This window comes from Streptomyces sp. NPDC092296, from assembly GCF_044755465.1.
Taxonomy (GTDB): Bacteria; Actinomycetota; Actinomycetes; order Streptomycetales; family Streptomycetaceae; genus Peterkaempfera.
Genome location: NZ_JBIVRB010000008.1, coordinates 164,998 through 191,179, shown reverse-complemented (window position 1 = coordinate 191,179; position 26,182 = coordinate 164,998). Strand labels below are relative to the sequence as shown.

Sequence of the window (26,182 nt, the reverse complement as noted above, 5' to 3'; positions counted from 1 at the left end):
CCGCCATGAGCATCTCCCCGACCACGCCGGTGGAACAGACCAAGCCGGCAGAACAGACCAAGCCGGCGGAACGGACCAAGCCGGTGGAGCGCCAGCTGCCCACCGAGGAGGCCCGCGACCTGCTGGCCCTCACCCGCGACCTGGTGGAGCGGGAACTGCTGCCCCGCGCCGCCGCCGACGAGGCCGAGGGCCGCTTCCCCCGGGAGGTCTTCCGCACCCTGGGCACCGCCGGACTGCTCGGCCTGCCCTACCCGGAGACCTACGGCGGCGGCGACCAGCCGTACGAGGTCTACCTCCAGGTCCTGGAGGAGCTGGCCGCCGGCTGGCTCGCCATCGGGCTCGGCGTCAGCGTGCACACCCTCTCCTGCCACGCCCTGGCGACCTTCGGCAGCGAGGAGCAGCGGCAGCGGCTGCTGCCCGGCATGCTCGGCGGCGGCCAGCTCGGCGCGTACTGCCTCTCCGAGCCGCAGTCCGGCTCCGACGCCGCCGCGCTGCGCACCCGCGCGGTCCGCGAGGGCGGCGACTACCTGGTCAACGGCACCAAGGCGTGGATCACCCACGGCGGCGCCGCCGACTTCTACAGCACCATGGTCCGCACCGGGAAGGACGGCCCCGGCGGGATCAGCGCCCTGCTGGTCGCGGCGGACAGCGCCGGGCTGACCGCCGCGCCGCCCGAGCACAAGATGGGCATGAGCAGCTCGCCCACCGCCCAGATCCACTTCGACGGGGTGCGGGTGCCCGCCGACCGGCTGCTCGGGGAGGAGGGCCAGGGCTTCGCCATCGCGCTGTCCGCCCTGGACTCCGGCCGACTCGGGATAGCCGCCTGCGCGATCGGCCTCGCCCAGGCCGCCCTGGACCACGCGGTGGAGTACGCCAGGACCCGGCGTCAGTTCGGCCGCCCGATCGCGGACTTCCAGGGCCTGTCCTTCATGCTCGCCGACATGGCCACCCAGGTCGAGGCCGGGCGTGCGCTCTACCTGGCCGCCGCCCGCCGCCGGGACGCCGGGCTCGCCTTCACCAAGGAGGCGGCGATGGCCAAGCTGTTCTGCACCGACACGGCGATGCGGGTCACCACCGACGCCGTCCAGGTCCTCGGCGGGTACGGCTACACCCGCGACTACCCGCTGGAGCGCTACATGCGCGAGGCCAAGGTGCTGCAGATCGTGGAGGGCACCAACCAGATCCAGCGGATGGTCATCGGACGCCGGCTCACCGGCGGCGACGGCCGCTGAGGCCGGGCCGGTACGGGATCGGCGGCCGCGCCGGGCGGGCGGCGGGGCCACCGGTCACGCGCCGCCCACAACGGTCGACACGGGCCGGCCGGCACGGGGCCGGTACGTGTCTCGGTGTCGGTCAGCGCCGACCGGTACGGGGCTGCTCCTGCGGGGCGCGCATCTGCGGCACCCGTACCGGCCGGGAGCCGGGACCGCCGACGTGCGAGAAGGGCTGGGTACGCCAGTCCAGCTCCGGCGGCAGCGTCAGCAGCGCCTCCAGGTCGGGCTCGGCGTCGAAGTCCGCGTCGTCCGCCAGGTCCGCCGCCTCGTCGACCGGCTGGCCGGAACCCGGGCAGACCGCCGAGGCGAACGGGTTCCACGCGCTGTGCAGCACGGCGTGCTGCGGGAAGCGCTCCTCGTCCCCGAGCAGCGCGATCGGGCGGTCGCACTCGGGGCAGCGGACCCGGAAGATCTCCCAGGTGTCGCCGTCGCCGGGGTCGGTCCCCCGGAACGCGGTGTCGGAGTGGTCGGCGGCCGGCAGCTCCTCGCTGTCGTCGGCTGCTGCGCTGCGGGTGCGCCGGTCAAGTACAGGCATGTTCATCCCCCTCGGGTGGGCCCAGGCCGCGACGGCCATGACCATAGCCAGCAATTCCCTGCGCACGAGCCTCATAATCCTGCGCGGTGATGCACCATCATGCGGCCGGTGTGGCGTTCGTCACACAAGCTGCCGACGTGCGCCCGATACGCCCCACAACCCGCCCCAGCAGCGCCCCTTCCCGCCCGGCGCCCCCGCCGACCGGGCGGCGCCGCACCCCGGCCCGCGCCCGCCCCCGCGCATAAGCCCGCCGCCCCGCGCCCACCGGGTCGGCAACGGGCCGCCGCGCCCAGTAGGTTTGCCCCTTGTGGAGGACCTCGACCGCCAGATCGTGCAGCTGCTCGTCCAGGACGGGCGGATGAGTTACACCGACCTAGGGAAGGCCACCGGCCTTTCCACCTCGGCGGTGCACCAGCGGGTGCGCCGCCTGGAGCAGCGCGGCGTGATCCGCGGCTACGCGGCGGTCGTCGACCCCGACGCCGTGGACCTGCCGCTCACCGCCTTCATCTCGGTCAAGCCGTTCGATCCCAGCGCGCCCGACGACGTGCCCGAGCGGCTGGCGCCGCTGACCGAGATCGAGGCGTGCCACAGCGTGGCCGGCGACGAGAACTACATCCTCAAGGTCCGGGTGGCGGGCCCCGGCGACCTGGAGCACCTGCTGGCCCGCATCCGCACCGCCGCCGGGGTCTCCACCCGCACCACCGTGGTGCTCAGCACCCCGTACGAGGCCCGCGCGCCCCGGCTGTGACCAGGGGCGGTCCCGGCCAGGAGCGCGGGCCCCACCCGGAGCGCGGACCCGGGGCGGCGCCCGGCAGACTGACCCCATGACCGATCGCACCACCCGTACCGTGCTGCTGCGCGGCGGCACCGTCTACAGCCCCGCCGACCCGTTCGCCACCGCCATGGTGGTCCAAGGGGACACCGTCGCCTGGATCGGCTCGGAGGGCGCGGCGGACGCCTACGTCGACGGCGCCGACCAGGTGGTGGACCTGGCCGGCGCCCTGGTCACCCCCGCCTTCGTCGACGCCCATGTGCACGCCACCTCGACCGGCCTGGCCCTCACCGGCCTCGACCTCACCGGCTGCCCGTCGCTCGCCGAGGCCCTGGCCCGGCTGGAGCGTCACGTCCGCCAGGAGCGCTCCCGGGGCCGGCTGGGCCCCGACCAGGGGGTGCTGATCGGCCACGGCTGGGACGACACCGGCTGGCCGGAGAACCGCCCGCCCACCCGCGCGGAACTGGACGCCGCCGCCGACGGCGCCGCCGTCTACCTCTCCCGCACCGACGTCCACTCCGCCGCCGCCTCCACCGCGCTGCGCGCCCTGGCCGAGCGGGACCCGGCCGCACCCCGCCTGGCCGACCTGGCCGGACACCACCCGGACGGCCCGCTCAGCCAGGGCGCCCACCACGCGGTGCGCCGCGCCGCCCTGGCCCACCTCACCGCCGACCAGCGCCGCGACGCCCAGCGGGCCACCCTGGACCGGGCCGCCGCCCTCGGCATCGGCGCGCTGCACGAGTGCGCCGGACCGGACATCTCCTCCGCCGACGACCTGACCGGCCTGCTGGCCCTGGCGGCGCAGGGCGACGGCCCGGAGGTCTTCGGCTACTGGGGCGAGCTCGGCGGGGTGGACACCGCCCGGCGGCTGGGCGCGGTCGGCGCCGGCGGCGACCTCTTCGTGGACGGCGCCCTCGGCTCGCACACCGCCTGCCTGCGCGCCCCGTACGCGGACGCCCCGCACACCGGCGCCGCCCACCTGACCGCCGCGCAGGTGGCCGACCATGTGACCGCCTGCACCGAGGCCGGGATGCAGGCGGGCTTCCACGCCATCGGGGACGCCGCCCTGGACGCGGTGGTCGAGGGGGTGCGGGCCGCCGCGCTCAAGGTCGGCACGGACCGGGTGCGGGCGCTGCGCCACCGGGTGGAGCACGCCGAGTACCTGGACGACCGGGCGGTCGCCGCCTTCGCCGAACTGGGCCTGGTCGCCTCGGTGCAGCCCGCCTTCGACGCCGCCTGGGGCGGCCCGGACGGCATGTACGTACGGCGGCTCGGCGCGGACCGGGCGGCCCGCCTCAACCCCTTCGCCCAGCTGCTGCGGGCCGGCGTCCCGCTCGCCTTCGGCTCGGACGCGCCGGTGACCCCGCTGGACCCGTGGGGCACCGTACGGGCCGCCGCCTTCCACCGGACCGACGAGCACCGGATCTCGGTACGGGCCGCCTTCACCGCCCACACCCGGGGCGGCTGGCGGGCGGTGGGCCGCGACGACGCGGGCGTGCTCGTCCCCGGCGCACCGGCGGGCTACGCCGTCTGGCGGACCGGTGACCTGGTCGTCCAGGCCCCCGACTCCCGGGTCGCCGGCTGGTCCACCGACCCGCGCTCGGGCACCCCCGGCCTGCCCGACCTGAGCCCCGGCAATCCGCTGCCGGTCTGCCTGGCCACCGTGGTGCGCGGCCGGGTGGTGTACGGCTCGCTCTGACCGGCGGGCGGCCGCCGACCGGGCCGCCGGTGATCACCTGCGGCCGATCGGGTGGTGCCGGATACCTCCCTAGGGCGGGCCGAAACCGCCACTCCCGGCCGGTATGGCACCGCTGACCTGCGGTTTCGTGCCGTCAGCCCAGGTCAGACCCCAGTTGACAGACGGCGGTCGGCAGCGAGTAGGTTCGACGGCGTCCACCTCCGGGGCAGCCCCCCGCAGGTCGCCCGACCGGAACACCTCCACGCCAAAACCCGTGACCGCAGCTGGGCCAACAGGCGGCCGCCCCCGGGGGCGGCCGCCGACAGGCAGCCAGGTCCAGCCGCAGCGGTGCGGGGAGCGTGGGAGCCGGTAGGCCAACCCGGTCCGGCCGGGCAGGTGCGACCCGGGCGGGGGCCGGACGCTCAGTAGACAACGGCTCTCGGTGGACCCGCAGCCGGCGGGCCCCAGGTCGGACCGAAGGGCGTCCGGTCCCCGACCCGCCGCGCGGGCCGGGGCCGCCGGGAGATCCGGCGCGGCCCCCACTCCTGCGAACCGCCCCGCGCGTTGTACCGTCGTCGCACGTCGCACGTCGCGCCGGTGGGTTCCGGAGGCGCGCGAGTCCATCACGAGAGAGGCGGCGCGCGTGGCACTGCCCGTCCATCCGGCGCTCCAGGAGCCCGAGCCGGTCGGCCCCGCGTCCGACCGGCCCGAGACGGCGGCCGCCTCGGTGACCGCCGAGCCCGCGCCCGGGACGGCCGGGGCCGGGGCGACCGGGCCGACCGCGCCCCGCCCGTCGCGCCGGCAGCGGGTCCGGCGGGGGCTGCCACGCAGTGGCGCGGCCGCGCTGCTCGGACTGCTGCTGGCCGCCGCCTTCCCGCCGTACGACCTGTGGCCGCTCTCGCTGGTGGCGGTGGCCGGTCTGGCGCTGCTCACCCGGGGCCGCACCGCCCGGCAGGGCGCCTGGACGGGCTTCGCCTTCGGGGCGCCCTTCATGCTGGCGCTGCTCAACTGGCTGCGGGTGATCGGCCCCGACGCCTGGATCGCGCTCTCGCTGGTCGAGGCGGTCTTCCTGGCCGCCATGGGCGCCGGGCTGGCGGTCGCCTCCCGGCTGCGCGGCTGGCCGCTGTGGACGGCCTGTCTCTGGGTCGCCCAGGAGTGGGCCAGGGACCGGCTGCCGCTGGGCGGCTTCCCCTGGGGGCGCCTGGCCTTCGCCAACACGGCGACCCCGTATCTGCCGCTGGCGGCCGTCGCCGGGGCGCCCCTGGTGACCTTCGCCGTGGCGCTGACCGGCGGCCTGCTCGCCGCCGCCGCCGTACCGCTGCTGCCGCACGCCGCGCCCGCGCTGCGCCGCCTGCTCCCGGGCCGCCCGGCCGCGTCCCCGGCGGCTGTGACGGCCGCCGCGCCCACGGCGGCCCCGGGTGCGTCCGCTGCTCGGGCGCGCGGCCGGCTGGTCGCGGTGCCGCTGGTCCTCGCCGCCGCCGCCACCGTGGTCGGGTACGCCGTGCCGGTGCCGACCGCGCCCGACGACACCGTCGAGGTCGCCGTCGTCCAGGGCAATGTGCCGCACCCCGGGATGGACTTCCTCGGCCGGCCGATGGCGGTGCTGGGCAACCACGCCAAGGTGACCGAGCAGCTCGCCGCCGAGGTCGCGGCGGGCCGCCGTGCCAAGCCCGACATCGTCATCTGGCCGGAGAACTCCTCTGACCTCGACCCCTTCACCAACCCCGAGGCGTATGACGCCATCGAGCGGGCCGTGCGGGCGGTCGGCGTCCCGGTGCTGGTCGGCACGCTGGTGGACGGGCCGGACAACCAGCACGTACGCAACGAGGGCATCGTCTGGGACCCGGCCACCGGCCCCGGCGCCTCCTACACCAAGCAGCACCCGGTGCCGTTCGGTGAGTACGTGCCCTTCCGGTCGCTGCTCTCGAAGTACATCACCCGGCTGCAACGGGTGGCCCGCGACTTCTACCCGGGCAGCGGCCCCGGGGTGTTGCAGCTCGGTCCGGCCCGGATCGGTGATGTGATCTGCTTCGAGGTCGCCTACGACGAGATCGTCCGGGACACCGTGGACGCGGGCGGCCGGGTGCTGGTGGTCCAGACCAACAACGCCACCTATGCCCGGAGCGGCCAGCCGGAGCAGCAGCTCGCGATGTCCAGGCTGCGCGCGGTCGAGCACGGCCGCGCGGTCGTCATCGCCGCCACCAGTGGTATCAGCGCGATCATCGGCCCGGACGGGGTGGTGCAGCAGCGGACGGCCGAGCTGACCCCGGCCGCACTGACCGCCAAGGTCCCGCTGCGGGACGGCCGGACACTCGCCGATCGGCTTGGTGCGTGGCCGGAGTGGGTGATCGCTATTGTGGGGCTGCTCTCGTGCGCGGTCGCCGTCCTGCGGAACCGGCTCCGCCGGGGCGCCGCACCCGTGGCGCCGACCGGTGGCGGGACTCTCCGCGACTGACGCCGAGGACCGTGCACAAGGGTGCTGCTGGGGGTGGCGGTATCGGGCACCCCGGCGTCGGGCGGAGCGCTGCCAGGTGCCCCGGCCGTACGCCGATCCGTGCGACGCACGGGGCCGGCTCCAGCCGCACAACTGACCGCAGCAAACGGAGAAAGGCCGGTCCGTGACCGACAACACCGCCGCCGACGAGCCCCAGGGGTTCGCTGATCTGGGCAAGATCCTGGTGATCATCCCGACCTACAACGAGGTCGAGAATGTGACCCTCATCACCGCCAGAGTTCGCGCTGCGGTGCCGGAGGCGCACATCCTGGTCGCGGATGACAACAGCCCGGACGGGACCGGCGAGGTGGCCGACGAACTGGCCGCAGCGGACGCCAATCTGCATGTGCTGCACCGCAAGGGCAAGGAGGGGCTGGGCGCCGCCTACCTCGCCGGCTTCCGCTGGGGGATCGACAACGGCTACGACGTCCTGGTCGAGATGGACGCGGACGGTTCGCATCAGCCCGAGCAGCTGCCCCGTCTGCTGACCGGGCTGCGCGGCGGGGCCGACCTGGTGCTCGGCTCCCGCTGGGTGCCCGGCGGCAGCGCGGTCAACTGGCCCAAGCACCGCGAGTTCATCTCGCGGGGCGGCAGCACCTACTCCCGGCTGATGCTGGGCGTGCCGCTGCGCGATGTCACCGGCGGCTACCGTGCCTTCCGCAGGGAGACCCTGCTCGGTCTGGGGATGGACGAGGTCGCCTCACAGGGGTACTGCTTTCAGGTGGACTTGGCCTGGCGCGCGGTGCGGGCCGGCTTCAGGGTGGTCGAGGTCCCGATCACCTTTGTGGAGCGGGAGCTGGGCGCCAGCAAGATGAGCCGCACCATCGTGGTCGAGGCGCTGATGCGGGTCACCTCCTGGGGGGTCCAGAACCGGCTGGGGCGGCTGCCGCTCCCCAACCAGACTGCCGGGGACGACCAGACCGTGCCGGAGAGCCGGACCGCCCCTGACGACCAGGCCGCCCCTGACGACCGGACCGCGCCTGACGACCAGGCCATCCCGGACAGCCAGGCCGTGCCTGACAGTCAGCCCGCCCGGAACACCTCCGCGACCTCCGACGTTGAGCCGAACACGGGGGCGAACGGCGCCGCGCGCTAGGAGCAGCGGTCCGGCCGTCGCCCTCGCGCGGGCCGCCGGGGCCCGCCCCCACCGGGGCGGGCGCGGGGTCCGATGGCCGGCCCTCCGCAGGGGAGCGCGCCGGGCGAGGGAGTGGAGAGCAGACCCGTGACCGATCCCGACACCCGTCAGTGGGGCACCGCCCGCCCGGCCAGGCGCCGCGGCAGGCTGCGTACGCTGCTTCCGCTGCTGGTGGCGGCCTGGCTGGTGCTGGAGATCTGGCTGCTGCTCCAGGTGGCCTCGGTGCTGGGCGGCCTCGCCGTGGTGGGGCTGCTGATCCTGGCCGCCGTGCTCGGCGGCTGGGTGGTCAAGCGGGCCGGGCTGCGCGCCCTGCGGGACGCGGCGCGGGCCGTCGAGCAGGGCCGGGTGCCGGAGCCGGGGGAGTCGCACACCGCGCTCACCATCACCGGCGGCATGCTGCTGATCATCCCCGGCTTCCTGTCCGACCTGCTCGGCCTGGCCTGCCTCTTCCCGCCGACCAGGGCGCTGCTGCGGCGCGTACCGGCCCGGCTGGCCCGGTCGGTGATGCGGCGCGCGGGCGATCCGCTCGGTGACGCGCTGCGGCTCCAGGAGCAGCTGCGCATCCACCGGCCGGACGGCAAGGTCGTTCCCGGCGAGGTCGTGGGCTGGCCCGGCCCAGACCACTCAGGCCCAAACCGCTCAGGCTCGAACAACTCCGGCCCGAACCAGTCGGGATCGGGTAAGTCGGGATCGGGCCAGCCCGGCGCCGAGCAGACCCGGCTGCCCGGCCCCGACCGGCGCGGCTGAGCGCCGCTCCGTCCGGACCCGGCGAAGGCCCCGGCGCCGGCAGATGTCTCTGCCGGCGCCGGGGCCTTCGCCTCCCCGCCGGGGAGGTGGTGCGGTCAGGCGCTCTTGCGGTTGTCCCGTGGGTGCACCGCCAGGTTCATCCCGCCGGAACGGAGCACGGCCAGCCGCTCGGCCAGCACCTCCTCCAGCTCCTCTCGGGTCCGGCGCTCCATCAGCATGTCCCAATGGGTGCGCGCGGGCTTCACCTTCTTCTCCTCCGGCTCATCGCCGTCGAGCAGGAGAGCCTCGGTACCGCAGAAGCGGCACTCCCACACGGAAGGGATCTCGGCTTCCACGGAGAACGGCACCTCGAAGCGGTGTCCGTTCTGACATGCGTACTCCACGGTCTGGCGGGGGGCCAGATCGATACCGCGGTCGGTCTCGTAGCTGGTGGCCCCGAGTCGCGTGCCGCGGAGAGCTCGCTCACTCATGAATCGTGCCTCCCGGGCTTGTGGCCCACAGGACTGGTTCGGTCTCTGTCTTCGTCTGATTCGGTCAACGCGCGGCCGCCGTCGAAGATTCCCGTCCTGGGACATGCGTCGTCAGTCGTGCCGCCCCCGTTGTACCCATCGGCGCCCTTTTTGTCACATCTGGCGTGCGATATCACCCTCGGCTTCCGATTTTTTGCACGCAGTGACCAATCCTGACAGCTGCAATCGGCGTACACTCCGCACCTGCCCCGGAGCCTGCGGCTGAACCGTACTCCCTCACACCCGCTCCGGCACCGGATTCCCCGCCGCCGCGATCGCCCGCCGCACCGGAAGGCGCAGCAGCAGCGCGAAACCCACCGCGAAGAACAGCACCAGCGAGACGATCGCCACCCGGTAACTCCCGGTCGCCTGGTAGGCGATCCCGAAGACCAGCGGCCCCAACCAGCTGGTCCCCCGGTCGCTGACCTCGTAGACGCTGAAGTACTCCGCCTCCTTGCCCGGCGGCACCAGCTGCGAGAAGAGCGACCGGGACAGCGCCTGGCTGCCGCCCATCACCAGACCGATCAGCGCCGCGAGTGAGAAGAACCACACCGGCCGGTGGGCCGGCAGCGCGAAGCCCAGCGCCACCGTCGCCCCCCAGGCCACCAGCGACCCCAGGATCGCCCGCTTGGCGCCGTACCGCCGCGCCAGCCGGCCCAGCAGCAGCGCCCCGCCGATCGCCAGCACCTGCACCATCAGCACCGCGACCACCAGCGACCCCTGCGCCATGCCCAGCTCCCGGCTGCCGTACAGCGACGCCTGCGAGATCACCGTCTGCACCCCGTCGTTGTAGCAGAGGTACCCGGCCAGGAAGAACAGCGTCAGCGGGTAGCGGCGCATCTCGGCCAGCGTGCCGCGCAGCTGCCGGAACCCCGCCCCCAGCCCGCCCCCGGCCACCGGCGCCGCACCGGGGACCCCCGCCCGCTCCGGCAGCCGCCGCATCGGGATCAGGGTGAACCCGGCCCACCACACCCCCGCCGAGGCCAGGCAGATCCGCACCGCGTCGCCCTCCGCCACGCCGAAGGAGGCACGCCCCTCGTACAGCACCAGGTTGAGCACCAGCAGCAGCGCCCCGCCCGCGTAGCCGAACGCCCAGCCCCGTGAGGAGACCGCGTCCCGCTGCTCCGGCGGCGCGATGGCGGGCAGGAAGGAGTTGTACAGCACCGCCGACACCGCGAACGCGACGTTGGCCAGCACCAGCAGCGCCCCGCCCAGCAGATAGCGGTCGCCGCGCAGCAGGAACATCGCGGCGGTGGCCCCCGCCCCCAGGTACGCGGCCACCCCCATCAGGGTCCGGTGCCGCCCGGTGCGGTCCGCCACCGCCCCGGCCACCGGCATCACCAGCACCGACAGCAGCACCGAGGCGGAGACCGCGTACGGGAAGAATGCCCCGGCCCGCACCGGCAGGCCCAGCGGGTGCACATAGCCGTCCGCGTCCGCCGCCGCCTCGGCCACCGAGGTGAGGTACGGGCCGAGGAAGACGGTGACCACCGTGGTCGAGAAGACCGAGTTCGCCCAGTCGTAGAAGTACCAGCCGCGCTGCACCCGCCGCAGCCCGGCCGCCGCCGACGCGGCACCGTCCACCACGGGCTCCGCCGCCCCGACCCGTTCCGCTGCCATCCCCGGCCTCCCCTGCCCCGCCGCCGCCCGGTCCCGGGCGGGAAGTCCCCGTCAGCCGGACCAGCGCCCGTGCTCGACCAGCACGTCACGCAGCACATCGACCCGGTCGGACATGATGCCATCCACGCCCAGCCCGATCAGCTCCCGCATCAGCCGGGGGTCGTCCACCGTCCACACATGCACCTGGAGGCCCAGCCGGTGCGCGGCGCGGACGAACGCCCGGTCGACCACCCGCAGGCCCCGCCCGCCCGCCCGGTCGACCACCGCGCCGGTGTCCTGCGGCTGCGCCGCCACCGGGTAGCGCGCCGGGACCTGGACGCAGACCGCCTGCCGCCGGGCCGCCGCCCCCAGCACCCGGCCGCCGAGCAGCCGGTCGGCGGGCACCGGGCCGGACAGCGACCGCAGCCGCAGGCCCAGCACCGCACGCGGACCCAGCGACGTCGCCAGCCGGGGCCCGGCGGCGGCCCGGACCGCCGCCAGCCGGGCGTCGGAGAAGGCGCCCACGCAGACCCGGTCCCACGCCCCGGTGCGCCGCACGGCGGCCAGCAGCGGGCGCACGGCGGCGGCGGACTTCACATCGATGTTGAACCGCGTCCCGGGGAAGGCGCCCAGCACCTCCTCCAGCAGCGGGATCGGCTCCCGCCCCGCCACCCTCGCCGCCCGCACCGTCCGCCACGGCAGCCGGGCGACCGCCCCGGCGGCGTCGGTGCTGCGCTCCAGCCGCGCGTCGTGGAAGGCCAGCAGCCTGCCGTCGGCGGTCACCCGCGCATCCGTCTCCAGATAGCGGTAGCCGAGCCGCACCGCCCGCTCGAAGGCGGCCATGGTGTTCTCCGGCGCGCCCAGCATCCCGCCGCGATGGGCGAAGGCGAGCAGCCCCGGGTGGTCCAGGAACGGGTGGCGCGGCACGGGCCGGCTGGTCACTGGTCGGCTGGTGAGGGGTCGGCTGGTCACGTCCCAGAGTATGCCGCCGCCCTCCCCGCCCCCGGGGCCCCGGGCCACCGCCTCAGGACGGCGCGCGGTCCGGCTGCGGAGCCGGCTCGGCACGCCCGGCGGCGACCGTACGCGGCCCGGCCGCCCCCGGGCCCGGGAAGCGGCGCAGGAAGACCTGCGCCAGCGGCCCGATCGCCAGCGCGTACACCACCGTGCCGACGCCGACCGTGCCGCCCAGCAGCCAGCCGACGGCCAGCACGCTGACCTCGATGCAGGTGCGCACCAGCCGCACCGAGCGGCCGGTGCGGCGGTGCAGGCCGGTCATCAGCCCGTCGCGCGGACCGGGACCGTAGCCCGCGCCGATGTACAGGCCGGTTGCGGCGGCGTTCAGCACCACGGCGGCGACCAGCAGCCCGATCCGCAGTGGCAGCGCGCCCACGGCCGGGACCACCCGCAGCGCGGCGTCCATCGAGGTGCCGACCAGCAGCACATTGCTCACCGTGCCCAGCCCCGGCCGCTGCCGCAGCGGTATCCAGAGCAGCAGCACCAGCGCCCCGACCACGCAGACGATGGTGCCGATCGACCAGCCGGTGTGCCGCGCCACGCCCTGATGGAAGACGTCCCACGGGTCCAGACCCAGGCCGGCCCGGACCTGGAGGCCCGCGCTGGACCCGTACAGCAGCAGCCCCGCGTACAGCTGCACCAGACGTCGGGTGTTCATGCCCCTCCTCGCGATCGGCCTGGCCACCGAGGCCCGCCCATGCCACTCTGAGGGCGGATCGGCCTGCCGATCGACGGCCAATCGCGAAGAAGTGGACTGATCGCCATGGACAGCTGGACCACCGTCGTCGGCCCCGGCCGCCTCGCCCGTCTGCTCGGCGGTGCGGGCTTCCCACCGCAGGGCGGCGTCCCCGCCTACCGGGGGCTCGCGGAGTCGGTCCGGCTGCTCGTCCTGGAGGGCAGGCTCGGCGTCTCCGTCCGGCTGCCCGCCGAACGGGAACTCGCCGCCGCCCTCGGCGTCAGCCGGACCACCGTCGCCGCCGGCTACCAGCAACTGCGCAGCTGGGGCTATCTGACCAGCCGTCGCGGCGCCGGCAGCTGGACCGTCCTGCCCGACGGCCACCCGGTGCCCACCGGCGGCCTGGAACCGCTGCCCCCCGAACTGGCCGCGACCGTCATCGACCTCGGCTGCGCCGCACCCCCGGCCGCCGAACCCTGGCTCACCGCCGCCTTCACCGCCGCGCTCACCGACCTGCCCGCCCACACCCGCACCCACGGCGACTACCCCGCCGGCCTCCCCGTGCTGCGCGAGGCCCTGGCCGACCGCTTCACCGCGCGCGGCACCCCCACCATGCCCGAGCAGATCATGGTCACCACCGGCGCGATGGGCGCCCTGGCCGCGGTACGCCGACTGCTGACCGCGCCCGGCGACCGGGTGGCGGTGGAGGCGCCGAGCTACGCCAACCTGCTCCAGATGCTGCGCCGCGACGGCATCCGGCTGGTACCGGTCGCACTGGCCGGCGGGCTCGCCGGCTGGGACCTGGGGGAGTGGCGGCGGGTGCTTCGGGGCGCCGCGCCGCGCGCCGCGTACGTCATCCCGGACTTCCACAACCCCACCGGCACCCTGGTCCCCGACGAGCAGCGCGGCGCCCTGGTCGCCGCCGCCCGGACGGCCGGCACCGTGCTGGTGGCGGACGAGACCATGGCCGAACTGAGCTTCGACACCGGCGGGTCGGCCGTGCTGCCCCGGCCGCTGGCGGCCTTCGACCCCGGCGGCACCGTGATCACCGTGGGCTCGGCCAGCAAGGCGGTCTGGGGCGGACTGCGGATCGGCTGGGTCCGGGCCGCGCCCGCCGTGATCCGCCGTCTGATCGCGGCCCGCTCGTACACCGACCTGGGCTCGCCCGTACTGGAGCAGCTCGCCGTCGCCCGGCTGCTGCGCGACGGCGGTTGGGCGGCGGGGGTCACCGAGCGGCGCGGCCGGCTGCGCGGCCACCGCGACGACCTGGCCGCCGCCCTGCGGGACACCCTGCCGGACTGGCGCTTCGACCTGCCGACCGGCGGGCTCACGCTCTGGGTGCGCACGGCGGGCGAGTCGGGCGCGGCGCTGGCCGCCGAGGGCGAGCGGCACGGCGTACGGCTGGCGGCGGGCAGCCGCTTCGGCGTGGACGGCGCGTTCGAACCCTACGTACGCCTCCCCCTCACCGTCGGCGGCGACACCGCCCGCGAAGCGGCCCGCCGCCTGGCCCTCGCCGCCCACGCCGTCTCCTCCGGCACCGGCACCGCCCCGACCGGCGAAGTCTTCGTCGCGTGAACCCCCATCCCCCCAGCCGGCCGCTCCGGACACCGCCCTGAGGCGCGCGGGAACCTACGCGCAGCGGACCGCTTGCTCAGCCATGCACTCCCTCAGGGGCGCGGGGAACTGCGCGACAGGCCCCGCACCGAGGTGCAGCAAACCGCTTGTTCAGCCATGCACTCACCCGGGGGCGCGGGGAACTGCGCGACAGGCCCCGCACCGAGGTGCAGCGGACCGCTTGTTCAGCCATGCACTCACCCGGGGGCGCGGGGAACTGCGCGACAGGCCCCGCACGGAGGTGCAGCAAACCGCTTGTTCAGCCATGCACTCACCCGGGGGCGCGGGGAACTGCGCGACAGGCCCCGCACGGAGGTGCAGCGGACCGCTTGCTCAGCCATGCACTCACCCGGGGGCGCGGGGAACTGCGCGACAGGCCCCGCACGGAGGTGCAGCAAACCGCCTGCTCAGCCATGCACTCACCCGGGGGCGCGGGGAACTGCGCGACAAGCCCCGCACCGAGGTGCAGCGGACCGCTTGCTCAGCGCCCTGCGTGGGTGGTGGGTTGTTCGCGCAGTTCCTCGCGCCCCTGGGGTGGTGCGGCGGACTGTTTGTTGAGCGCCCTGGGTGGGTGGTGGGTTGTTCGGGCAGTTCCTCGCGCCCCTGGGTTGGTGTGGCGGACTGTTTGTTGAGCGCCCTGGGTGGGTGGTGGGTTGTTCGCGCGGTTCCTCGCGCCCCTGGGGTGGGGGTGCGGCCGGCTGGGTGTTCAGCGTCCTGGGTGGGTGGGGCGTTTGGTGAGGGTGAGGGCGGGGTGGGGGAGTAGGGCGGTGACGGCGTCCCGCTGTTGGGCCGGGGCGTCCTCGTCCAGCGGGTCGGGCGCGGCCGGTACCTGGAGGCGGACCGGCGCCGTGCCGCCGAGCCGGGCGTAGCCGCGCCCCGGCGGGACGCGGACCGGCGGGGTGAGGTCCAGCGGGGCGCCCAGCGCGGCCGCCGCCTGCTCGGGCGTCGGCGTGCCGAGCACGACCCGGCCCCGGGCGGCGGCCCGTACGGCGGGGCGGACCCGGTCCAGGGCGTCCAGGTGCTCGGCCAGGACGACGCACACCCGCACCGACCGCCCCTGCCGCAGCGGCCGTTCCAGCAGCTCCTGCGGGTCGGGCCGGTCCTCCGCGCGGGCGAGTTCGCTCAGCTCGCTCAGGTGGTCCAGCAGCAGCCACAGCGGACGCGGCGACAGCGGCGCCGGGTCGCGGAACTGCCGGGCCCGCTCGACCGCCGCCAGCCGCCGCCCGGTCTCGTTGGCCGCCCACTCCAGCGCCGCCAGCGCCCCGTGCAGGCTGGTCTCCACCGTGCGCACCCCCGGCCGCCCGACCAGGCAGCCGTGCTCCCCGCTGCCGGCGCCGTCGACGACCAGTACGTCACCGGACGGCAGCGCCTGGAGGGCGATGGCCCGCAGCAGCGTCGAGGCGCCGGCCCTGGGGGTGCCGAGGACCAGCAGGTGCGCGTCGGCGGTCCGCGCGCCGGTGCGCCAGAGCACCGGGGGCCGCTGCGCCGGGCTGCCGCCCAGGTCGAGGGGGATCGTCCGGTTGCTGCCGTCGGTGTCGGTGAAGCCGAGCACCAGCTCGCCCGGACCGGCCACGAACCGCTGGACGACGATGTCCGCCGGCAGCGGCGCCAGCGCCTCCACCCGCAGCCGGTTGGTCTCCTCGGCCCACTCGAACCGGTACTCCCGGTCGCGCCCGGCCTTGCCCTGGAGCACCTGCTCGACCCGGGCGCGGGCGGTGGCCTCGCTGTCCGGGAAGTACGCGGGGTAGCCCAGTTCCAGCACGGCGAGCCGCCCCTCCCCGTCGAACTCCCAGCCGGTGAAGACCGCCTTGTAGTCGCCGTCGTGGGTGTAGAGCGGCCGGGGGTCGTCCGGGTGCGACAGGTAGGGGGTGAGCGCGGCGTACACCGCCTGGAGCCTGAGGTGGGCCGGGTCGGGCGACGCGGCGGCGGGTGTCCGGTCGCGGCCGGCCCAGGCGGCGGCGGCGAGCAGCCCGGCGGCGGCCAGCGGGACCCCGTACGGCAGCACGGCGATCGCCGCGAGCACCGCCGCGACCAGCAGGGCCGCCGGGCCTCTGCGGTCCTTGGGGGTGCCCTGCCACCAGGCGCGCAGCCAGGCGGCGTGCCGCAGCAGCCCGCGACCGACCACCAGCAGCGGGCCGAGCAGGTCGGCGGCGTGGTCCCCGGCGGTGCGGGCCAGGTCGCGGCCTCGGACCAGGGTGCGGTTGAGGGACATCGGCTCTCCCCGAGCGGTACGGCGGCGTACGGCGGCGTGCGGCGGACGGGTCACGGGACGGAACGAGGCCCGGGGCGGTGGGTCCGCGCCCCGGGCCTACGGGAAGCCGTGGCTCCGGTCAGAACTTGAGTCCGCCGAGCAGCCCGGCCAGGCTCTGGCTGCCGGCGTGGATGCTGGGGGCGATGGCGGTGCTCGAGAGATAGAACCCGAAGAGCGCGCAGACGGTGGCGTGCGCGAGCTTGAGCCCGCACTTGCGCGAGAGGAGGAAGACGATCACGCCGAGGAAGATGACGCCGGAGAAGGAGAGGATCATGGGGAGTGCTCCTCAGAGAGGGGGGACAGCATTCCGCAAGGGGGCTACAGAATGTCTCCTCATAGTGACAAAAAGTAATAGCTGACGAAAGCGGCAAATGGGTGGATTTCCCCCAGGTCACCGCAATGGCCGCCCGTATCGCGTCCAACCGGCCCGCCGCCGGATGGACGCCCACACCCCGGAAGGACCACCATGACTGACCAGACCCCGGCCGAGCACACCCCCGCCGAGCACACCCCCGCGGGACAGCCCCCCGCCGGGCAGACCCCCGACCCGGAGGTCGTCGAACTGGCCGGCCGGATCTTCACCGCCGCCCGGACCGGCGACACCGCCGCGCTCACCGGCTACCTGGCCGCCGGCGCCCCGGCGAACCTCTGCAACGACCGGGGCGACACCCTGGTGATGCTCGCCGCCTACCACGGCCACCCCGCCGCCGTCCGCGCCCTGCTGGCCCACGGCGCCGACCCCGACCAGCCCAACGACCGGGGCCAGACCCCGCTGGCCGGGGCCGTCTTCAAGGGCGAGGACGAGGTGGTGCGCGCCCTGGTCGACGGCGGCGCCGACCCCGGCGCCGGGCAGCCCTCCGCCCGCGACGCCGCCCGGATGTTCGGCAAGGACGACCTGCTGGCGCTGCTGGACGGCCCCCGGTCCGACCAGCCCTGAGCAGGCGTTTTCCGGCCGGGTACGCTGGTCGGCCGTGGAGATACGCACCGTGGGCTACGCCCACCCCGACGCCGCCCGGCTGATCGCCGAGGTCCAGCAGGAGTACGTCGTCCGGTACGGGGACGTCGACCTGACCCCGATCGACCCCCGGCAGTTCGACGCCCCCTCGGGCCTGTTCGCGGTCGGCTACCTGGCCGGCGAACCGGTCGCCTGCGGCGGCTGGCGGGCCAGGGAGGACGACGGCTACGGGCTGCGGGCCGGCGACGCCGAACTCAAGCGGATGTACGTGAGCCCCGCCGCGCGCGGCCGCGGTCTGGCCCGAGCCATGCTCCGCCACCTGGAGCTGACGGCCGGCCGGGCCGGCCGCACCCGGGTCGTCCTGGAGACCGGCGCCGAACAGCCGGAGGCCATCGGCCTGTACGGCTCCGAGGGATACACGGCGGTCGAGAAGTTCGGGCTCTACCGGGACGAGCCGACGAGCATCTGCCTGGGCAAGCCGCTCGCCCCGGCGGAACTCGCCTCCGCCTGACCCGCCCGCGCCACCCCGTCACCCCTGCGGGTGGGCCGGGCCGCCGCCGGGCGCCTTCCCGGGGCATCCTGAGGGCCGGAGTCCCGACGGCCGGGCACCCCGGCGAGGAGCCCGCGATGGAGAGCAGCCCCCAGGTGACCGAGGTCGTGGCCGGTGTCGACGCCCTGCCGCAGTCCGGCCCCGCCCTGGAGTGGGCCGCCGCCGAGGCCGAGCGGCGCGGCTGCCCGCTGCGGCTGGTGCACGCCGTGGACACCGGGACGGCCACCCTCTCCAAACGGGCGGCGGCCGGCGTCACCGACCTGATCCTCCAGGCCGGCCACGACCTGCTGGCCGAGGCGGCGGCGCAGGTCGCGGCGGCGCACCCCGGCCTGGAGACGACCGCCAGGGTCGTCGCGGCGGAGCCCGCGCCGGCGATCCTGGACGCGGCTGGGCGGCACGCCCTGGTGGTGGTCGGCTCCCGGGGGAAGGGCGGCTTCGCCTCGCTGCTGCTGGGCTCGGTCAGCCTGCGGGTCGCCGCCCACGCCCACGGCCCGGTGGTCGTGGTGCACGCCCCGCCGTCGGCCGCCCAGGGCCTGAGCGTGCTGGTCGGCGTACGCGACGAGGACGACGCCCCGGCCGTCCGGTTCGCGTTCGACGCCGCCGCCCGCCGGGACGCCCCGGTCCGCGCCCTGCACGCCTGGTCGGCGATCTCCGGCGTCGGCCAGGCCGTACCGCTGGTCGACAGCCTGGACGAGGAGCACCGGCAGCACGCCCGGCTGCTGGAAGGCACGGTACGGGCGGCCCGCGCCGACTTCCCGCCCGGCCGGATCGTGACCGACCTGGTCGACGGCGCGGCCGCCGCCGCCCTGGTCGAGGCGTCCGCCCACGCCGCCCTGCTGGTGGTGGGCACCTCCGCCCCGACCCGCAGCCACCCCGGCCTGCGGCCGGGCACCGTGGCGCATGCCCTGTTGCACCATGCCCACTGCCCGGTCGTCCTGGTCCCCGCCGCCCCCTGAGCCGCCCCGGGCCCCGGCCGGCTACCGGCTGCGCCGCAGCGCGTCCCGGGCCCGGTCGACCAGCGCGCGGGCGTCCTGCGGCCTGCGGCGCTGCTGGTAGCGCTCGGTCGCCTCGGCCAGCATCTGGGACCGCCGCTCCACGTCCAGCTCGTCCAGCAGCCGGTCGATGTTGGCCAGCAGCGCACCCTGCAACTGCCAGCGCTCCGGATGCCGCTCCATCTCGCCCACCAGCAGCCCGGCGATCCGCTGCCGGGTGGCCCGCCCGTCCAGCAGGGCCTGGGCGAGGTCCTGCTCGGCCCGCTCCGCGCTGGCCGACACCTGGGCCGTGATCAGCCGGCCGAAGCAGTCCACCGCGCGGGCCAGATGCCACATCAGGTCCCGCAGCGGCGCGGCCGTCCGGTCGGGGTAGACCGGCTCGTCGCTCCGCTCGGCCGCCAGATCGGCCAGCGAGCGGCACAGCGTACGCAGCACCACCGCGCAGATCTCCAGGGTGTCCAGACCGCTGCGCAGCACCAGCCGGGCCAGCTCCCCCTGCCGGACGCGCGGATTGAGCCGCAGGCTCTCCTCGGCCCGGGTCAGCTCGACGTCCACCCAGGCGATGTCCTGGTCCAGCCGGCGGGCCTGGTACAGCCACTCGACCGACTCCTGCCGGGACACCTGGCCGGTACCGCTGCCGATCTCCAGCAGCAGCCCGCGCATCCGGCCGGCCAGCGTCTCGATGGCCTCGCTGGCGGGCTGTACGTACACCGGCGGGGCCAGCACCAGGTTGAGCAGCATGCCGACGGCGGCGCCGATCACCGTCTCCACCACCCGCGACAGCGCGGTCTGGCTGACATGGGCGACGCCGAGCACCAGCATGCCGCTGATCGCGACCTCGTTGACCGACTCCTCGACCCGCAGCAGCCGCCCCAGCACCAGCGCGAAGAGGATCAGCAGCCCCAGGCTCCACCAGCTCAGCCCCACCAGTTCGCTGAAGCCCACCGCGACCAGCACGCCCGCCACCACGCTGACCACCCGCCGCGCGCCGGTGGTCAGCGTCGCGTACAGGGTGACCTGGACGACCAGCAGCGCGGTCAGCGGCGCGAGCAGCGGCACCGGGTCGTTGGTCAGCTGGAGGGCGACCAGGTAGGCGAGGACCGCGCCCACGGTGGAGCGGAGCGTCTGCACGACGACCGGTTGGTTGTGCCGCCGGGCGATGTCGATCACGGAATCGGGGACTGCGGGCACCTCGCACCTGTCTCCGGGTCGGCTGTCGGCGTCGCCCGACCTCCTGCCCGGCGTCCCCGCCGTTACGCACCCGCCCACCCGGCCGGGCGCGCCCCGGCCGGTCCGGGGGCGGTCCGGGTGGGGGCCGGGCGTCCTCAGCTCAGCCGCCGAACTCGGGTGGCCTGGAACCCGGCGCGGCCTGGTACAGGATGAGGTCGGCGAGGTGTCGGAGCATCGGCTCGGCGAACCGCTGCCAGGTGGTGTCCTCGCGCCAGCGCATGGTCATGATCACCCGGTCCCGCTGCATGATGATCATGAACATCCGATCGGCGGCGGCCGCCCGGACGGGCATCGGCTCCACGACATCGAGCGGGGCCTCGGTCACGATCGCCGGCAGCCGGTCGCCCCGCAGCGCGCTCTCCGGCATGAAGTTGAACATCGCACTGCTCACACTGGTGCGCCGCAGGTCACCGAGGACTTCGCCCGCGACGCCCTCGGTCAGGCGGAACTCGGCGTTGGCGTACCGGAGGGCCTGCATCTGCTGGGCTGCGGCGCTCGCCACCGTCTCGTCGAAACCTCCCGGCGGTGACACGGCCAGGACCACCGGCACGGGGGTGACGGCATTGCGGACCGAGCGCAGGGCCGCCGGCGTGAGCCGGTTGGCCGCCAGCATGAAGGTGCCCACGGCGCCGACCCGCTCGGCGGCGCCGATCGCGGCGCTGAAGGCGGCGAGGTAGACGGCGGCGACCGGCACCCGCAGCCGGTCGGCGACCGTCGCCGCGGCCTCCGCGAGCCGGACGGAGCTCATCGTGCAGCCCGGGAAGAGCAGCGGGGCGTCGCCGCGCGCCGCCTCGTCCGGGGCTGCGGGCCGGTAGTCCCCGAGGCCCCGCACCAGGCGCTCGTACTGCCGCCGCCAGTACGCCACCGCCCGCTCCAGGTACTCCGCCCCCGCCGGAGTGGCCGACTCCCAGCGGGCCAGGTCGATCGGCTGCTCCACCGGACCCGCAGGTGTCCACTCGGTGCCCCGCGCCTCCGCGTCGAGCGCTCCGGTGAGGTCGTCGAAGAGGGCGAGGATGCCCAGCCCGTCGGCAGCCCAGTGGTCGACCACCATGGCGATCCGCGAGACCTTCCCGGCCTCCGTGCCCGCCAGCAGCCTGAGCGGCCACTCCAGGGAGAGGCGGAAGGACGTCAGCCGCGCCGCCGACACGGCCTCCTCCCACCCGTCGAGGGCCACGGGCTCCAGCACCCGGTCGTACCCGGGATCGACCGGGTCCACGACCTGGCAGGCGTCGGAACCCAGGCCCACGACGCGGCTGCGCAGGATCTCGTGGCGGGCGAGGACCGCGCGCACCGCGCGGCGTACCGGTTCGAACCCCAGCGGGGCGAGCTCCAGCTCCCGGAACATGTTGTCCTCGTACGAGGCGCCCCGGGCGTCGGGCTGCGCGGGCAGCCACTCCTGCTGGACCCAGGTCAGCGGCCCGGACCGCTCGGGCTGCGCCGCCGCCCGAGCGGCTGCCTGCTCGATGCCGCTCACACCCGCACCGCGCGGTGCGGGACGGCGGGCAGCGCAAGCGCGCGGCGGACCGCGGCGGCGTGCGCACCCGGCGCCGGCCGGTGCGCGGTGAGCGCTGAGGTCGATGTGGCGGACACGTTCGCCTTCCTCTCGTGGGTCCGGCTCCGGGCGCGATCCGCCGGACTCAGTCCGCCGCGCCGTCCGGGTCGGCCACCCGGGCGCGCAGGGCGTCGAGGTACCGGAGGGAGCGCAGCACCTCCTGCTGCTCCACGCCGAAGTCGATGAGGCACGCGATCTCGTCCACACCCATCGCGGCGAGCCTGCGGACCACCCGGACGCCGTCCTCGACCGTGCCGAACAGGCCGGCGCCGGTGAAGAGGCGGTCGAAGGACCGGGAGAGCATGAACTCCTTGTCCCGGGCCGGAATCCGGTTGAGGTCGAAGCCGTCCGGCCCCGGGGCGGCCGGGTCCGCCGCGATCAGATCCATCGAGCTGCGCAGATACTCGGTGAGCGGGTGGCGGACCAGCTCGCGCACCCGCTCCCGGTCCTCGCCGAGCATGGTGTGCAGCATCAGCACGACGTGGCCCCGGGCCCGGTCGCTGTGCTCGTCGACCAGCGCCTCCCGGTAGGTGGCGATGTTGCGCTCCAGCGCGTCGTGGTCCTGGCCGAGCTGATGGGTCAGCACGCCCGCGCCCAGCCGTCCCGCGATCCGGAAGGTCTGGGGAGAGCCGGCGGCCGTGATCCACACCGGCAGCTCCGACTGGATCGGGCGCGGGAAGAGCCGGACGGTGCGCCGCTCGCCCTCCGCGTCGTCGAATTCGACCGCCTCGCCCTGCCAGAGCCGCTGCACCGTCCTGGCCGTCTCGACCATGATGTTCTTGCGGTCCTTGAAGTTCTCCGGCTGGAGCACGAAGTCCCCGGCGTGCCAGCCGGAGGCGAAGGAGATCCCCGCGCGGCCGCCGGAGAGGTTGTCGACGACGGACCACTCCTCCGCGATGCGGATCGGATGGTGCAGCGGGGCCACCACACTGCCGGCCCGGATCGCCACCCGCTCGGTCACCGTGGCCAGCGCGGCGCCGGTCAGCGAGGGGTTCGGGTACTGCCCGCCGAAGCTGTGGAAGTGCCGCTCCGGAGTCCACACGGCGCGGAAGCCGTGGACGTCGGCGAAGCGCGCGCTCTCCAGCAGCAGCTGGTACCGGTCCCCGTTGGTGGCGGTGTCGGCGAAGAAGAAGAGGCTGAGGTCCATCGGTCCATTCCTCGGAGTCAGGACGGCGCGCCGGCCGGCCGGTCGGCGGGCGCGCCGTGTGCGTCAGTGCGTTGCGGTCCCGGTCCCTCAGCCGGCAGGGCTATCGCCACGCAGACCACCAGGCCGCCCTGGTGGCTGAGCGACAGCTCGATCCGCCCGATCCCGGCCTGCTCGGCGACGGCCTGGGCGCCCCCGCTGAGCAGGACCTGCGGCGCCCCGTGGGCGTCGGCGAGCACTTCGATCTCCCGCCAGCTCAGCCCCTGGCCGAGCCCACGGCCGAGCGCCTTCGCCGTGGCCTCCTTGGCGCAGAACCGGCCCGCCAGGTACTCGCTGCGGCGCGGGGCACCGAGCGTGTCGGCGTGGGCGAGCTCCGTGCTGGAGAACACGATCCGCCGCCCGCCCGGATGAGCGGCGATCCGGGCGAACCGGTCGATTTCCAGCAGGTCGATACCGACTCTCATGGCCGTCCGCCTCCCTGGCCCCGTCCCCGCACCAGCGAACGCGCGAGGTGCAGCCGCTGGATGTCGCTGGTGCCCTCCATGAACTCGAAGGCGCAGATGTCGCGGGTCCACTTCTCCAGCAACGGGTGCTCCACCAGCGCCGCCGGGCCGAGCGAACGCACCGCCCAGCGGCCGGCCTCGCGAGCCGCCGCCACCGCCGCGATCTTGGCCGCGCTGGAGAGCCGGCCGTCGTCACGGTCCCGGTCCAGGGCGGCGCCGGCTTCGTAGACCAGGTGGCGGCACGCCTCAAGCCGGGCCGCGACGGCTTCCAGGCCCGGCGCGTTCGGGCGCTCGGTACGCACCAGGTCCGCGCAGGCCAGACCGGTGCCGACCGCGAGCGCGGCCACCTGGGGCCGTACGGTGTTGAACACCCGCACCGCCCCCCACAGGCCCCGCCGGGTGGGCGGCAGATGCCTGGCCAGCAGCCGTTCCGCCGGCACCGGGACGCCCGTGAGCCGGATCTCGCCGAGGGCCGCGCCGCGCAGGCCCACCGTCTCCAGCGCCTGCCCGTGGAAGCCCGGGGCGGCGGCCTCGACCAGCGCGGCGCGGATGGACAGCGGTCCGCTGCCGGTACGGGCGAAGACCACGCCGATGGCGCCGCGCGCGCCGTTGCCGATGTACTTCTTCGTCCCGTGCAGCCGGTAGAGCTCCGGGGTCTCGCGCTGCAACGCGCTCTCCATGGCGCCGGCGTCGCTGCCCCGGTCCGGTTCGGTCACGGCGAAGAAGGTCCAGACGGGCCCGCCGGCCACCGCGCGGTGGAAGTACTCCTGCTGCGCCTCGTCGCCGAGCTGGTCGACCAGGATTCCGGGGAGGCTCGGCCCGGGGGCGGCCAGCACCATCCCCGCGTCGCCGTAGGCCAGCTCCAGCGTCCACACCAGCGTGTCCAGGGACGACCCCGCGGCGTACCCGAAGCGGCCGATGCGCAGCGGGTCGCCGAAACGCTCCGGAGTGGTGCAACGGCGGATCAGGTCGAAGGCGGCCACGTCCAGGTGCGGCTTCATCCCGTACGGGTCCGCGTCGAGCGCCGACGCGTGTGCGCGCAGCTCACCGGCGGTCTCGGCGGCGGCGCCGCGCAGTGCTGCGAGTCGTTCGTCGAGTTCGACCACGGTCACCGGACTCCTTCCGTGGCGCTCGGCCGGGGGAGCCACAGATCCGCCGTGAGGGCGGACAGATGGAGGCTGCGCACCGGATGGTCGATCAGATAGCCCTCCGCGCCGAACAGCCGGGTGGTCGCCCAGCCCGCCTCGGTCAGCCGCTCGTGCTGGGCCCAGGCGGCCTCGGCCGGCATGTCCCCGTGCGCGGCGGCCGCCGCCGCGACCTCGATCTCGGTGACCACATCGGCCAGCGCCCCGCCGACGAGCTGGCGCTCGATCAGCGGCAGGCCGCCGAAGCGCCGGGCCTCCAGCCGCGCCACGGCCGCGTCCACCATGCGGGAGAGCACGCCGATCCGCACTGCCGCCAGGGCGGCGGCATACCGGCCGGTCAGCCCCGCGCCGGTACCGGCACCGGCGCTCCGCGCCGCGAAGCGGACCAGGCTCAGCCCTTCCAGGCCCGCGAACGGGTGGGGAAGCACCTCGACCTGCCCGGCCTCGACCTGCCCGGCCTCGACCTGCCCGGCCTCGACCTGCCCGGCCCCGACCTGCCCGGCCAGCACGGCCGTCGGCAGCACCGCGACGCCGCCGGGCGCCACACCGGCCACGTCCAGACCTGCCAGCACCGCGCCCAGCCCGGCGGCCAGGCCGCCCTCCCGGCCGAGCTCCCGGTAGCGCCGCAGCTCGGCCGCCGCCCCGTTCACGCTGCCGCTCCCGGACGCAGGCCGACCTGGAACAGCCGGCCGGAGTGCGGGTCGTAGTCGGCCACCACCGTGTACCGGTCCTGCGTCCAGTGCTCGGCCAGCGCCGCCCACGCGCTGGTGCACAGACGGTCGCGCTCCCCCTCGACCAGGTCGCAGTCGGAACTCAGCCCAGGATCGAGCCGCTCCGCCAGCATCCGGCCCACCACGATCCTCGCCTCGGGCCTGCGCCGCGCCAGCTCGCGCAGCGCCACCGTCGGGTCGACGACCTGCTCGGCCAGGAAGTCGACGTCCGCCCCCTCGTCCTCGCCCGCGCAGTCGCTGCGGAGCAGCACCGCGCAGTCGCTGATCGGCCGGGCATGCGTGTCGGGGTCGAGATAGGGAAGGGTGGACTGGTCGAGCACCAGTACCGCGCTCTCGGCCGCGCTCCCCGCCCTGCGGATGGCGGACAGCATCCGCAGCGCCGTGAACGGAGCCCCCACGCCCTGCCCGGACACCGAGAACACCTCCGGCCGCCCCGGGCACCGCTCGGCCAGGTAGCAGCCCGTCACATCGACGATGCTCATGTCGGGCACGTGGTACGCCAGCAGCATCCGGCCCAGCGGGGGCAGCGGCCGTTCCAGGCCGTCGAGCAACTCCCGCGCCATCTCGGTGAAGCGGTTGCCGCCGCCCCCCGCATAGCGCTCATGGTCGGGCTCCGCACCGAACGCGGCGAGGAAGTCCGTCATGAACTGCAGCTCCAGCCCGGTCAGCCCGGCCGGCGGCCGCCGGGGGAAGACCCGGGCGGCCGGGCGGCTCAGCCGCAACGCCCCGAGGCCGTCCGGGCGGACGGCGGCGCGCCGCTCCCCATACGTCGTCTCCCGCATCGGTCAGCGCGTCGGCTCTTGCCCGGCGGACAGGCACGCGTCGATGTACTCGCTCAGCGCGCCGACCGTCTCGAAGACCTCCGGTGTCAGCTGGTCCGGGTCGATCTGCAACCCCAGCGTGTCCTCCAGGGCCATCAGCAGCTCGATCACGCTGGTGGAGTCCAGCGCCAGATCGCTGAAGAGTCGCAGCTCGGGGGTCAGCTCGGGTAGGTCCTTCTTCAGGACCGTGGCGAGCGCGTCCCGCAGCGCGTCGGTGGTGGTCGTGACGCCGTCGGTGTTCGCCATCGTCTCAGCTCCTTC

Annotated in this window: 25 protein-coding genes; 10 read left to right on the top strand and 15 right to left on the bottom strand. The window is 75.3% G+C overall.

Annotation, left to right across the window (positions count from 1 at the left end):
• The first annotated feature begins 5 nt into the window (after positions 1-5).
• Positions 6-1,232, top strand: coding sequence for an acyl-CoA dehydrogenase family protein (locus ACIQGZ_RS19795; protein WP_402603351.1), 1,227 nt, complete (start codon positions 6-8; stop codon positions 1,230-1,232).
• Positions 1,233-1,353: 121 nt separating this feature from the next.
• Here the strand turns inward: ACIQGZ_RS19795 and ACIQGZ_RS19790 are convergent, their stop codons facing one another.
• Positions 1,354-1,809 (bottom strand): hypothetical protein, encoded by a 456-nt coding sequence (locus ACIQGZ_RS19790; protein ID WP_402603349.1) that lies wholly within the window; start codon positions 1,807-1,809, stop codon positions 1,354-1,356.
• 307 nt (positions 1,810-2,116) lie between these two features.
• Between ACIQGZ_RS19790 and ACIQGZ_RS19785 the strand changes: the two genes are divergently transcribed.
• From ACIQGZ_RS19785 to fxsA, 5 genes are all read left to right on the top strand, one after another.
• Positions 2,117-2,557 carry an Lrp/AsnC family transcriptional regulator gene (locus tag ACIQGZ_RS19785; RefSeq protein WP_402603347.1) on the top strand — a complete coding sequence of 147 codons (441 nt, stop codon included), beginning with the start codon at positions 2,117-2,119 and terminating at the stop codon, positions 2,555-2,557.
• 76 nt (positions 2,558-2,633) lie between these two features.
• Positions 2,634-4,280 (top strand): amidohydrolase, encoded by a 1,647-nt coding sequence (locus ACIQGZ_RS19780; RefSeq protein ID WP_402603345.1) that lies wholly within the window; start codon positions 2,634-2,636, stop codon positions 4,278-4,280.
• A gap of 628 nt (positions 4,281-4,908) precedes the next feature.
• On the top strand, positions 4,909-6,714 hold the full coding sequence (lnt, locus tag ACIQGZ_RS19775) for an apolipoprotein N-acyltransferase (RefSeq protein ID WP_402603419.1): 1,806 nt from the start codon (positions 4,909-4,911) through the stop codon (positions 6,712-6,714).
• Between the two features lie 163 nt (positions 6,715-6,877).
• Positions 6,878-7,849, top strand: coding sequence for a glycosyltransferase (locus tag ACIQGZ_RS19770; protein ID WP_402603344.1), 972 nt, complete (start codon positions 6,878-6,880; stop codon positions 7,847-7,849).
• A 126-nt stretch (positions 7,850-7,975) separates the two neighbouring features.
• Positions 7,976-8,635: an FxsA family membrane protein gene (gene fxsA, locus ACIQGZ_RS19765; RefSeq protein ID WP_402603342.1), complete on the top strand. Its 660-nt coding sequence runs from the start codon at positions 7,976-7,978 to the stop codon at positions 8,633-8,635.
• 95 nt (positions 8,636-8,730) lie between these two features.
• Here fxsA and ACIQGZ_RS19760 read toward each other — a convergent pair whose 3' ends face one another.
• The 4 genes from ACIQGZ_RS19760 to ACIQGZ_RS19745 all read right to left on the bottom strand — a co-directional run bounded on the left by ACIQGZ_RS19760 (position 8,731) and on the right by ACIQGZ_RS19745 (position 12,415).
• Positions 8,731-9,105: an RNA polymerase-binding protein RbpA gene (locus ACIQGZ_RS19760; RefSeq protein ID WP_402603341.1), complete on the bottom strand. Its 375-nt coding sequence runs from the start codon at positions 9,103-9,105 to the stop codon at positions 8,731-8,733.
• A 276-nt stretch (positions 9,106-9,381) separates the two neighbouring features.
• Positions 9,382-10,764, bottom strand: coding sequence for an MFS transporter (locus ACIQGZ_RS19755; RefSeq protein ID WP_402603340.1), 1,383 nt, complete (start codon positions 10,762-10,764; stop codon positions 9,382-9,384).
• A gap of 51 nt (positions 10,765-10,815) precedes the next feature.
• Complete coding sequence (locus ACIQGZ_RS19750) at positions 10,816-11,715, bottom strand: glycerophosphodiester phosphodiesterase (protein ID WP_402603338.1); 900 nt, start codon at positions 11,713-11,715, stop codon at positions 10,816-10,818.
• A gap of 52 nt (positions 11,716-11,767) precedes the next feature.
• On the bottom strand, positions 11,768-12,415 hold the full coding sequence (locus ACIQGZ_RS19745) for a YitT family protein (RefSeq protein WP_402603337.1): 648 nt from the start codon (positions 12,413-12,415) through the stop codon (positions 11,768-11,770).
• A 105-nt stretch (positions 12,416-12,520) separates the two neighbouring features.
• On the opposite strand from ACIQGZ_RS19745, the gene ACIQGZ_RS19740 reads away from it, so the two are divergent.
• Entirely contained in the window at positions 12,521-14,008 is a 1,488-nt protein-coding gene (locus ACIQGZ_RS19740) for a PLP-dependent aminotransferase family protein (protein WP_402603335.1), read from the top strand.
• Between the two features lie 745 nt (positions 14,009-14,753).
• Here ACIQGZ_RS19740 and ACIQGZ_RS19735 read toward each other — a convergent pair.
• Both ACIQGZ_RS19735 and ACIQGZ_RS19730 read right to left on the bottom strand, forming a co-directional pair.
• Complete coding sequence (locus ACIQGZ_RS19735; RefSeq protein WP_402603334.1) at positions 14,754-16,259, bottom strand: hypothetical protein; 1,506 nt, start codon at positions 16,257-16,259, stop codon at positions 14,754-14,756.
• Between the two features lie 118 nt (positions 16,260-16,377).
• Positions 16,378-16,572 (bottom strand): hypothetical protein, encoded by a 195-nt coding sequence (locus tag ACIQGZ_RS19730; protein WP_402603332.1) that lies wholly within the window; start codon positions 16,570-16,572, stop codon positions 16,378-16,380.
• A 192-nt stretch (positions 16,573-16,764) separates the two neighbouring features.
• Here ACIQGZ_RS19730 and ACIQGZ_RS19725 point away from each other — a divergent pair, with 192 nt between their 5' ends.
• The 3 genes from ACIQGZ_RS19725 (at position 16,765) to ACIQGZ_RS19715 (ending at position 18,759) form a co-directional block, all read left to right on the top strand.
• Positions 16,765-17,235, top strand: coding sequence for an ankyrin repeat domain-containing protein (locus tag ACIQGZ_RS19725; protein WP_402603331.1), 471 nt, complete (start codon positions 16,765-16,767; stop codon positions 17,233-17,235).
• 34 nt (positions 17,236-17,269) lie between these two features.
• Complete coding sequence (locus ACIQGZ_RS19720; RefSeq protein ID WP_402603329.1) at positions 17,270-17,764, top strand: GNAT family N-acetyltransferase; 495 nt, start codon at positions 17,270-17,272, stop codon at positions 17,762-17,764.
• A 116-nt stretch (positions 17,765-17,880) separates the two neighbouring features.
• Positions 17,881-18,759, top strand: a complete 879-nt coding sequence (locus ACIQGZ_RS19715) for a universal stress protein (protein WP_402603328.1) — start codon at positions 17,881-17,883, stop codon at positions 18,757-18,759.
• 21 nt (positions 18,760-18,780) lie between these two features.
• Here ACIQGZ_RS19715 and ACIQGZ_RS19710 read toward each other — a convergent pair whose 3' ends face one another.
• The 8 genes from ACIQGZ_RS19710 to ACIQGZ_RS19675 all read right to left on the bottom strand — a co-directional run bounded on the left by ACIQGZ_RS19710 (position 18,781) and on the right by ACIQGZ_RS19675 (position 26,167).
• Complete coding sequence (locus ACIQGZ_RS19710; RefSeq protein ID WP_402603327.1) at positions 18,781-19,986, bottom strand: aromatic acid exporter family protein; 1,206 nt, start codon at positions 19,984-19,986, stop codon at positions 18,781-18,783.
• A 139-nt stretch (positions 19,987-20,125) separates the two neighbouring features.
• A complete protein-coding gene (locus ACIQGZ_RS19705) occupies positions 20,126-21,499 on the bottom strand; it encodes a condensation domain-containing protein (protein ID WP_402603325.1) in 1,374 nt (457 codons plus the stop codon).
• A gap of 163 nt (positions 21,500-21,662) precedes the next feature.
• Complete coding sequence (locus tag ACIQGZ_RS19700; protein WP_402603324.1) at positions 21,663-22,724, bottom strand: MupA/Atu3671 family FMN-dependent luciferase-like monooxygenase; 1,062 nt, start codon at positions 22,722-22,724, stop codon at positions 21,663-21,665.
• A 17-nt stretch (positions 22,725-22,741) separates the two neighbouring features.
• Positions 22,742-23,185 (bottom strand): holo-ACP synthase, encoded by a 444-nt coding sequence (gene acpS, locus ACIQGZ_RS19695; RefSeq protein ID WP_402603322.1) that lies wholly within the window; start codon positions 23,183-23,185, stop codon positions 22,742-22,744.
• On the bottom strand, positions 23,182-24,336 hold the full coding sequence (locus tag ACIQGZ_RS19690) for an acyl-CoA dehydrogenase family protein (protein ID WP_402603320.1): 1,155 nt from the start codon (positions 24,334-24,336) through the stop codon (positions 23,182-23,184). Before ACIQGZ_RS19690 ends, acpS begins: the two co-directional genes overlap by 4 nt.
• Complete coding sequence (locus ACIQGZ_RS19685; protein WP_402603318.1) at positions 24,333-25,019, bottom strand: acyl-CoA dehydrogenase family protein; 687 nt, start codon at positions 25,017-25,019, stop codon at positions 24,333-24,335. The genes ACIQGZ_RS19690 and ACIQGZ_RS19685 overlap by 4 nt, the downstream gene beginning before the upstream one ends.
• A complete protein-coding gene (locus ACIQGZ_RS19680; protein ID WP_402603317.1) occupies positions 25,016-25,882 on the bottom strand; it encodes a hypothetical protein in 867 nt (288 codons plus the stop codon). Before ACIQGZ_RS19680 ends, ACIQGZ_RS19685 begins: the two co-directional genes overlap by 4 nt.
• A gap of 3 nt (positions 25,883-25,885) precedes the next feature.
• Entirely contained in the window at positions 25,886-26,167 is a 282-nt protein-coding gene (locus ACIQGZ_RS19675) for an acyl carrier protein (RefSeq protein ID WP_402603315.1), read from the bottom strand.
• Positions 26,168-26,182 lie beyond the last annotated feature (15 nt).

Excerpts from the sequence above, each read along its gene's own strand:
- ACIQGZ_RS19795 (WP_402603351.1), top strand. The coding sequence starts at position 6 with ATGAGCATCTCCCCGACCACGCCGGTGGAACAGACCAAGCCGGCAGAA.
- ACIQGZ_RS19790 (WP_402603349.1), bottom strand. The coding sequence starts at position 1,809 with ATGCCTGTACTTGACCGGCGCACCCGCAGCGCAGCAGCCGACGACAGC.
- ACIQGZ_RS19780 (WP_402603345.1), top strand. The coding sequence starts at position 2,634 with ATGACCGATCGCACCACCCGTACCGTGCTGCTGCGCGGCGGCACCGTC.
- ACIQGZ_RS19760 (WP_402603341.1), bottom strand. The coding sequence starts at position 9,105 with ATGAGTGAGCGAGCTCTCCGCGGCACGCGACTCGGGGCCACCAGCTAC.
- ACIQGZ_RS19755 (WP_402603340.1), bottom strand. The coding sequence starts at position 10,764 with ATGGCAGCGGAACGGGTCGGGGCGGCGGAGCCCGTGGTGGACGGTGCC.
- ACIQGZ_RS19745 (WP_402603337.1), bottom strand. The coding sequence starts at position 12,415 with ATGAACACCCGACGTCTGGTGCAGCTGTACGCGGGGCTGCTGCTGTAC.
- ACIQGZ_RS19740 (WP_402603335.1), top strand. The coding sequence starts at position 12,521 with ATGGACAGCTGGACCACCGTCGTCGGCCCCGGCCGCCTCGCCCGTCTG.
- ACIQGZ_RS19735 (WP_402603334.1), bottom strand. The coding sequence starts at position 16,259 with ATGTCCCTCAACCGCACCCTGGTCCGAGGCCGCGACCTGGCCCGCACC.
- ACIQGZ_RS19730 (WP_402603332.1), bottom strand. The coding sequence starts at position 16,572 with ATGATCCTCTCCTTCTCCGGCGTCATCTTCCTCGGCGTGATCGTCTTC.
- ACIQGZ_RS19725 (WP_402603331.1), top strand. The coding sequence starts at position 16,765 with ATGACTGACCAGACCCCGGCCGAGCACACCCCCGCCGAGCACACCCCC.
- ACIQGZ_RS19715 (WP_402603328.1), top strand. The coding sequence starts at position 17,881 with ATGGAGAGCAGCCCCCAGGTGACCGAGGTCGTGGCCGGTGTCGACGCC.
- ACIQGZ_RS19700 (WP_402603324.1), bottom strand. The coding sequence starts at position 22,724 with ATGGACCTCAGCCTCTTCTTCTTCGCCGACACCGCCACCAACGGGGAC.
- acpS (WP_402603322.1), bottom strand. The coding sequence starts at position 23,185 with ATGAGAGTCGGTATCGACCTGCTGGAAATCGACCGGTTCGCCCGGATC.
- ACIQGZ_RS19680 (WP_402603317.1), bottom strand. The coding sequence starts at position 25,882 with ATGCGGGAGACGACGTATGGGGAGCGGCGCGCCGCCGTCCGCCCGGAC.
- ACIQGZ_RS19675 (WP_402603315.1), bottom strand. The coding sequence starts at position 26,167 with ATGGCGAACACCGACGGCGTCACGACCACCACCGACGCGCTGCGGGAC.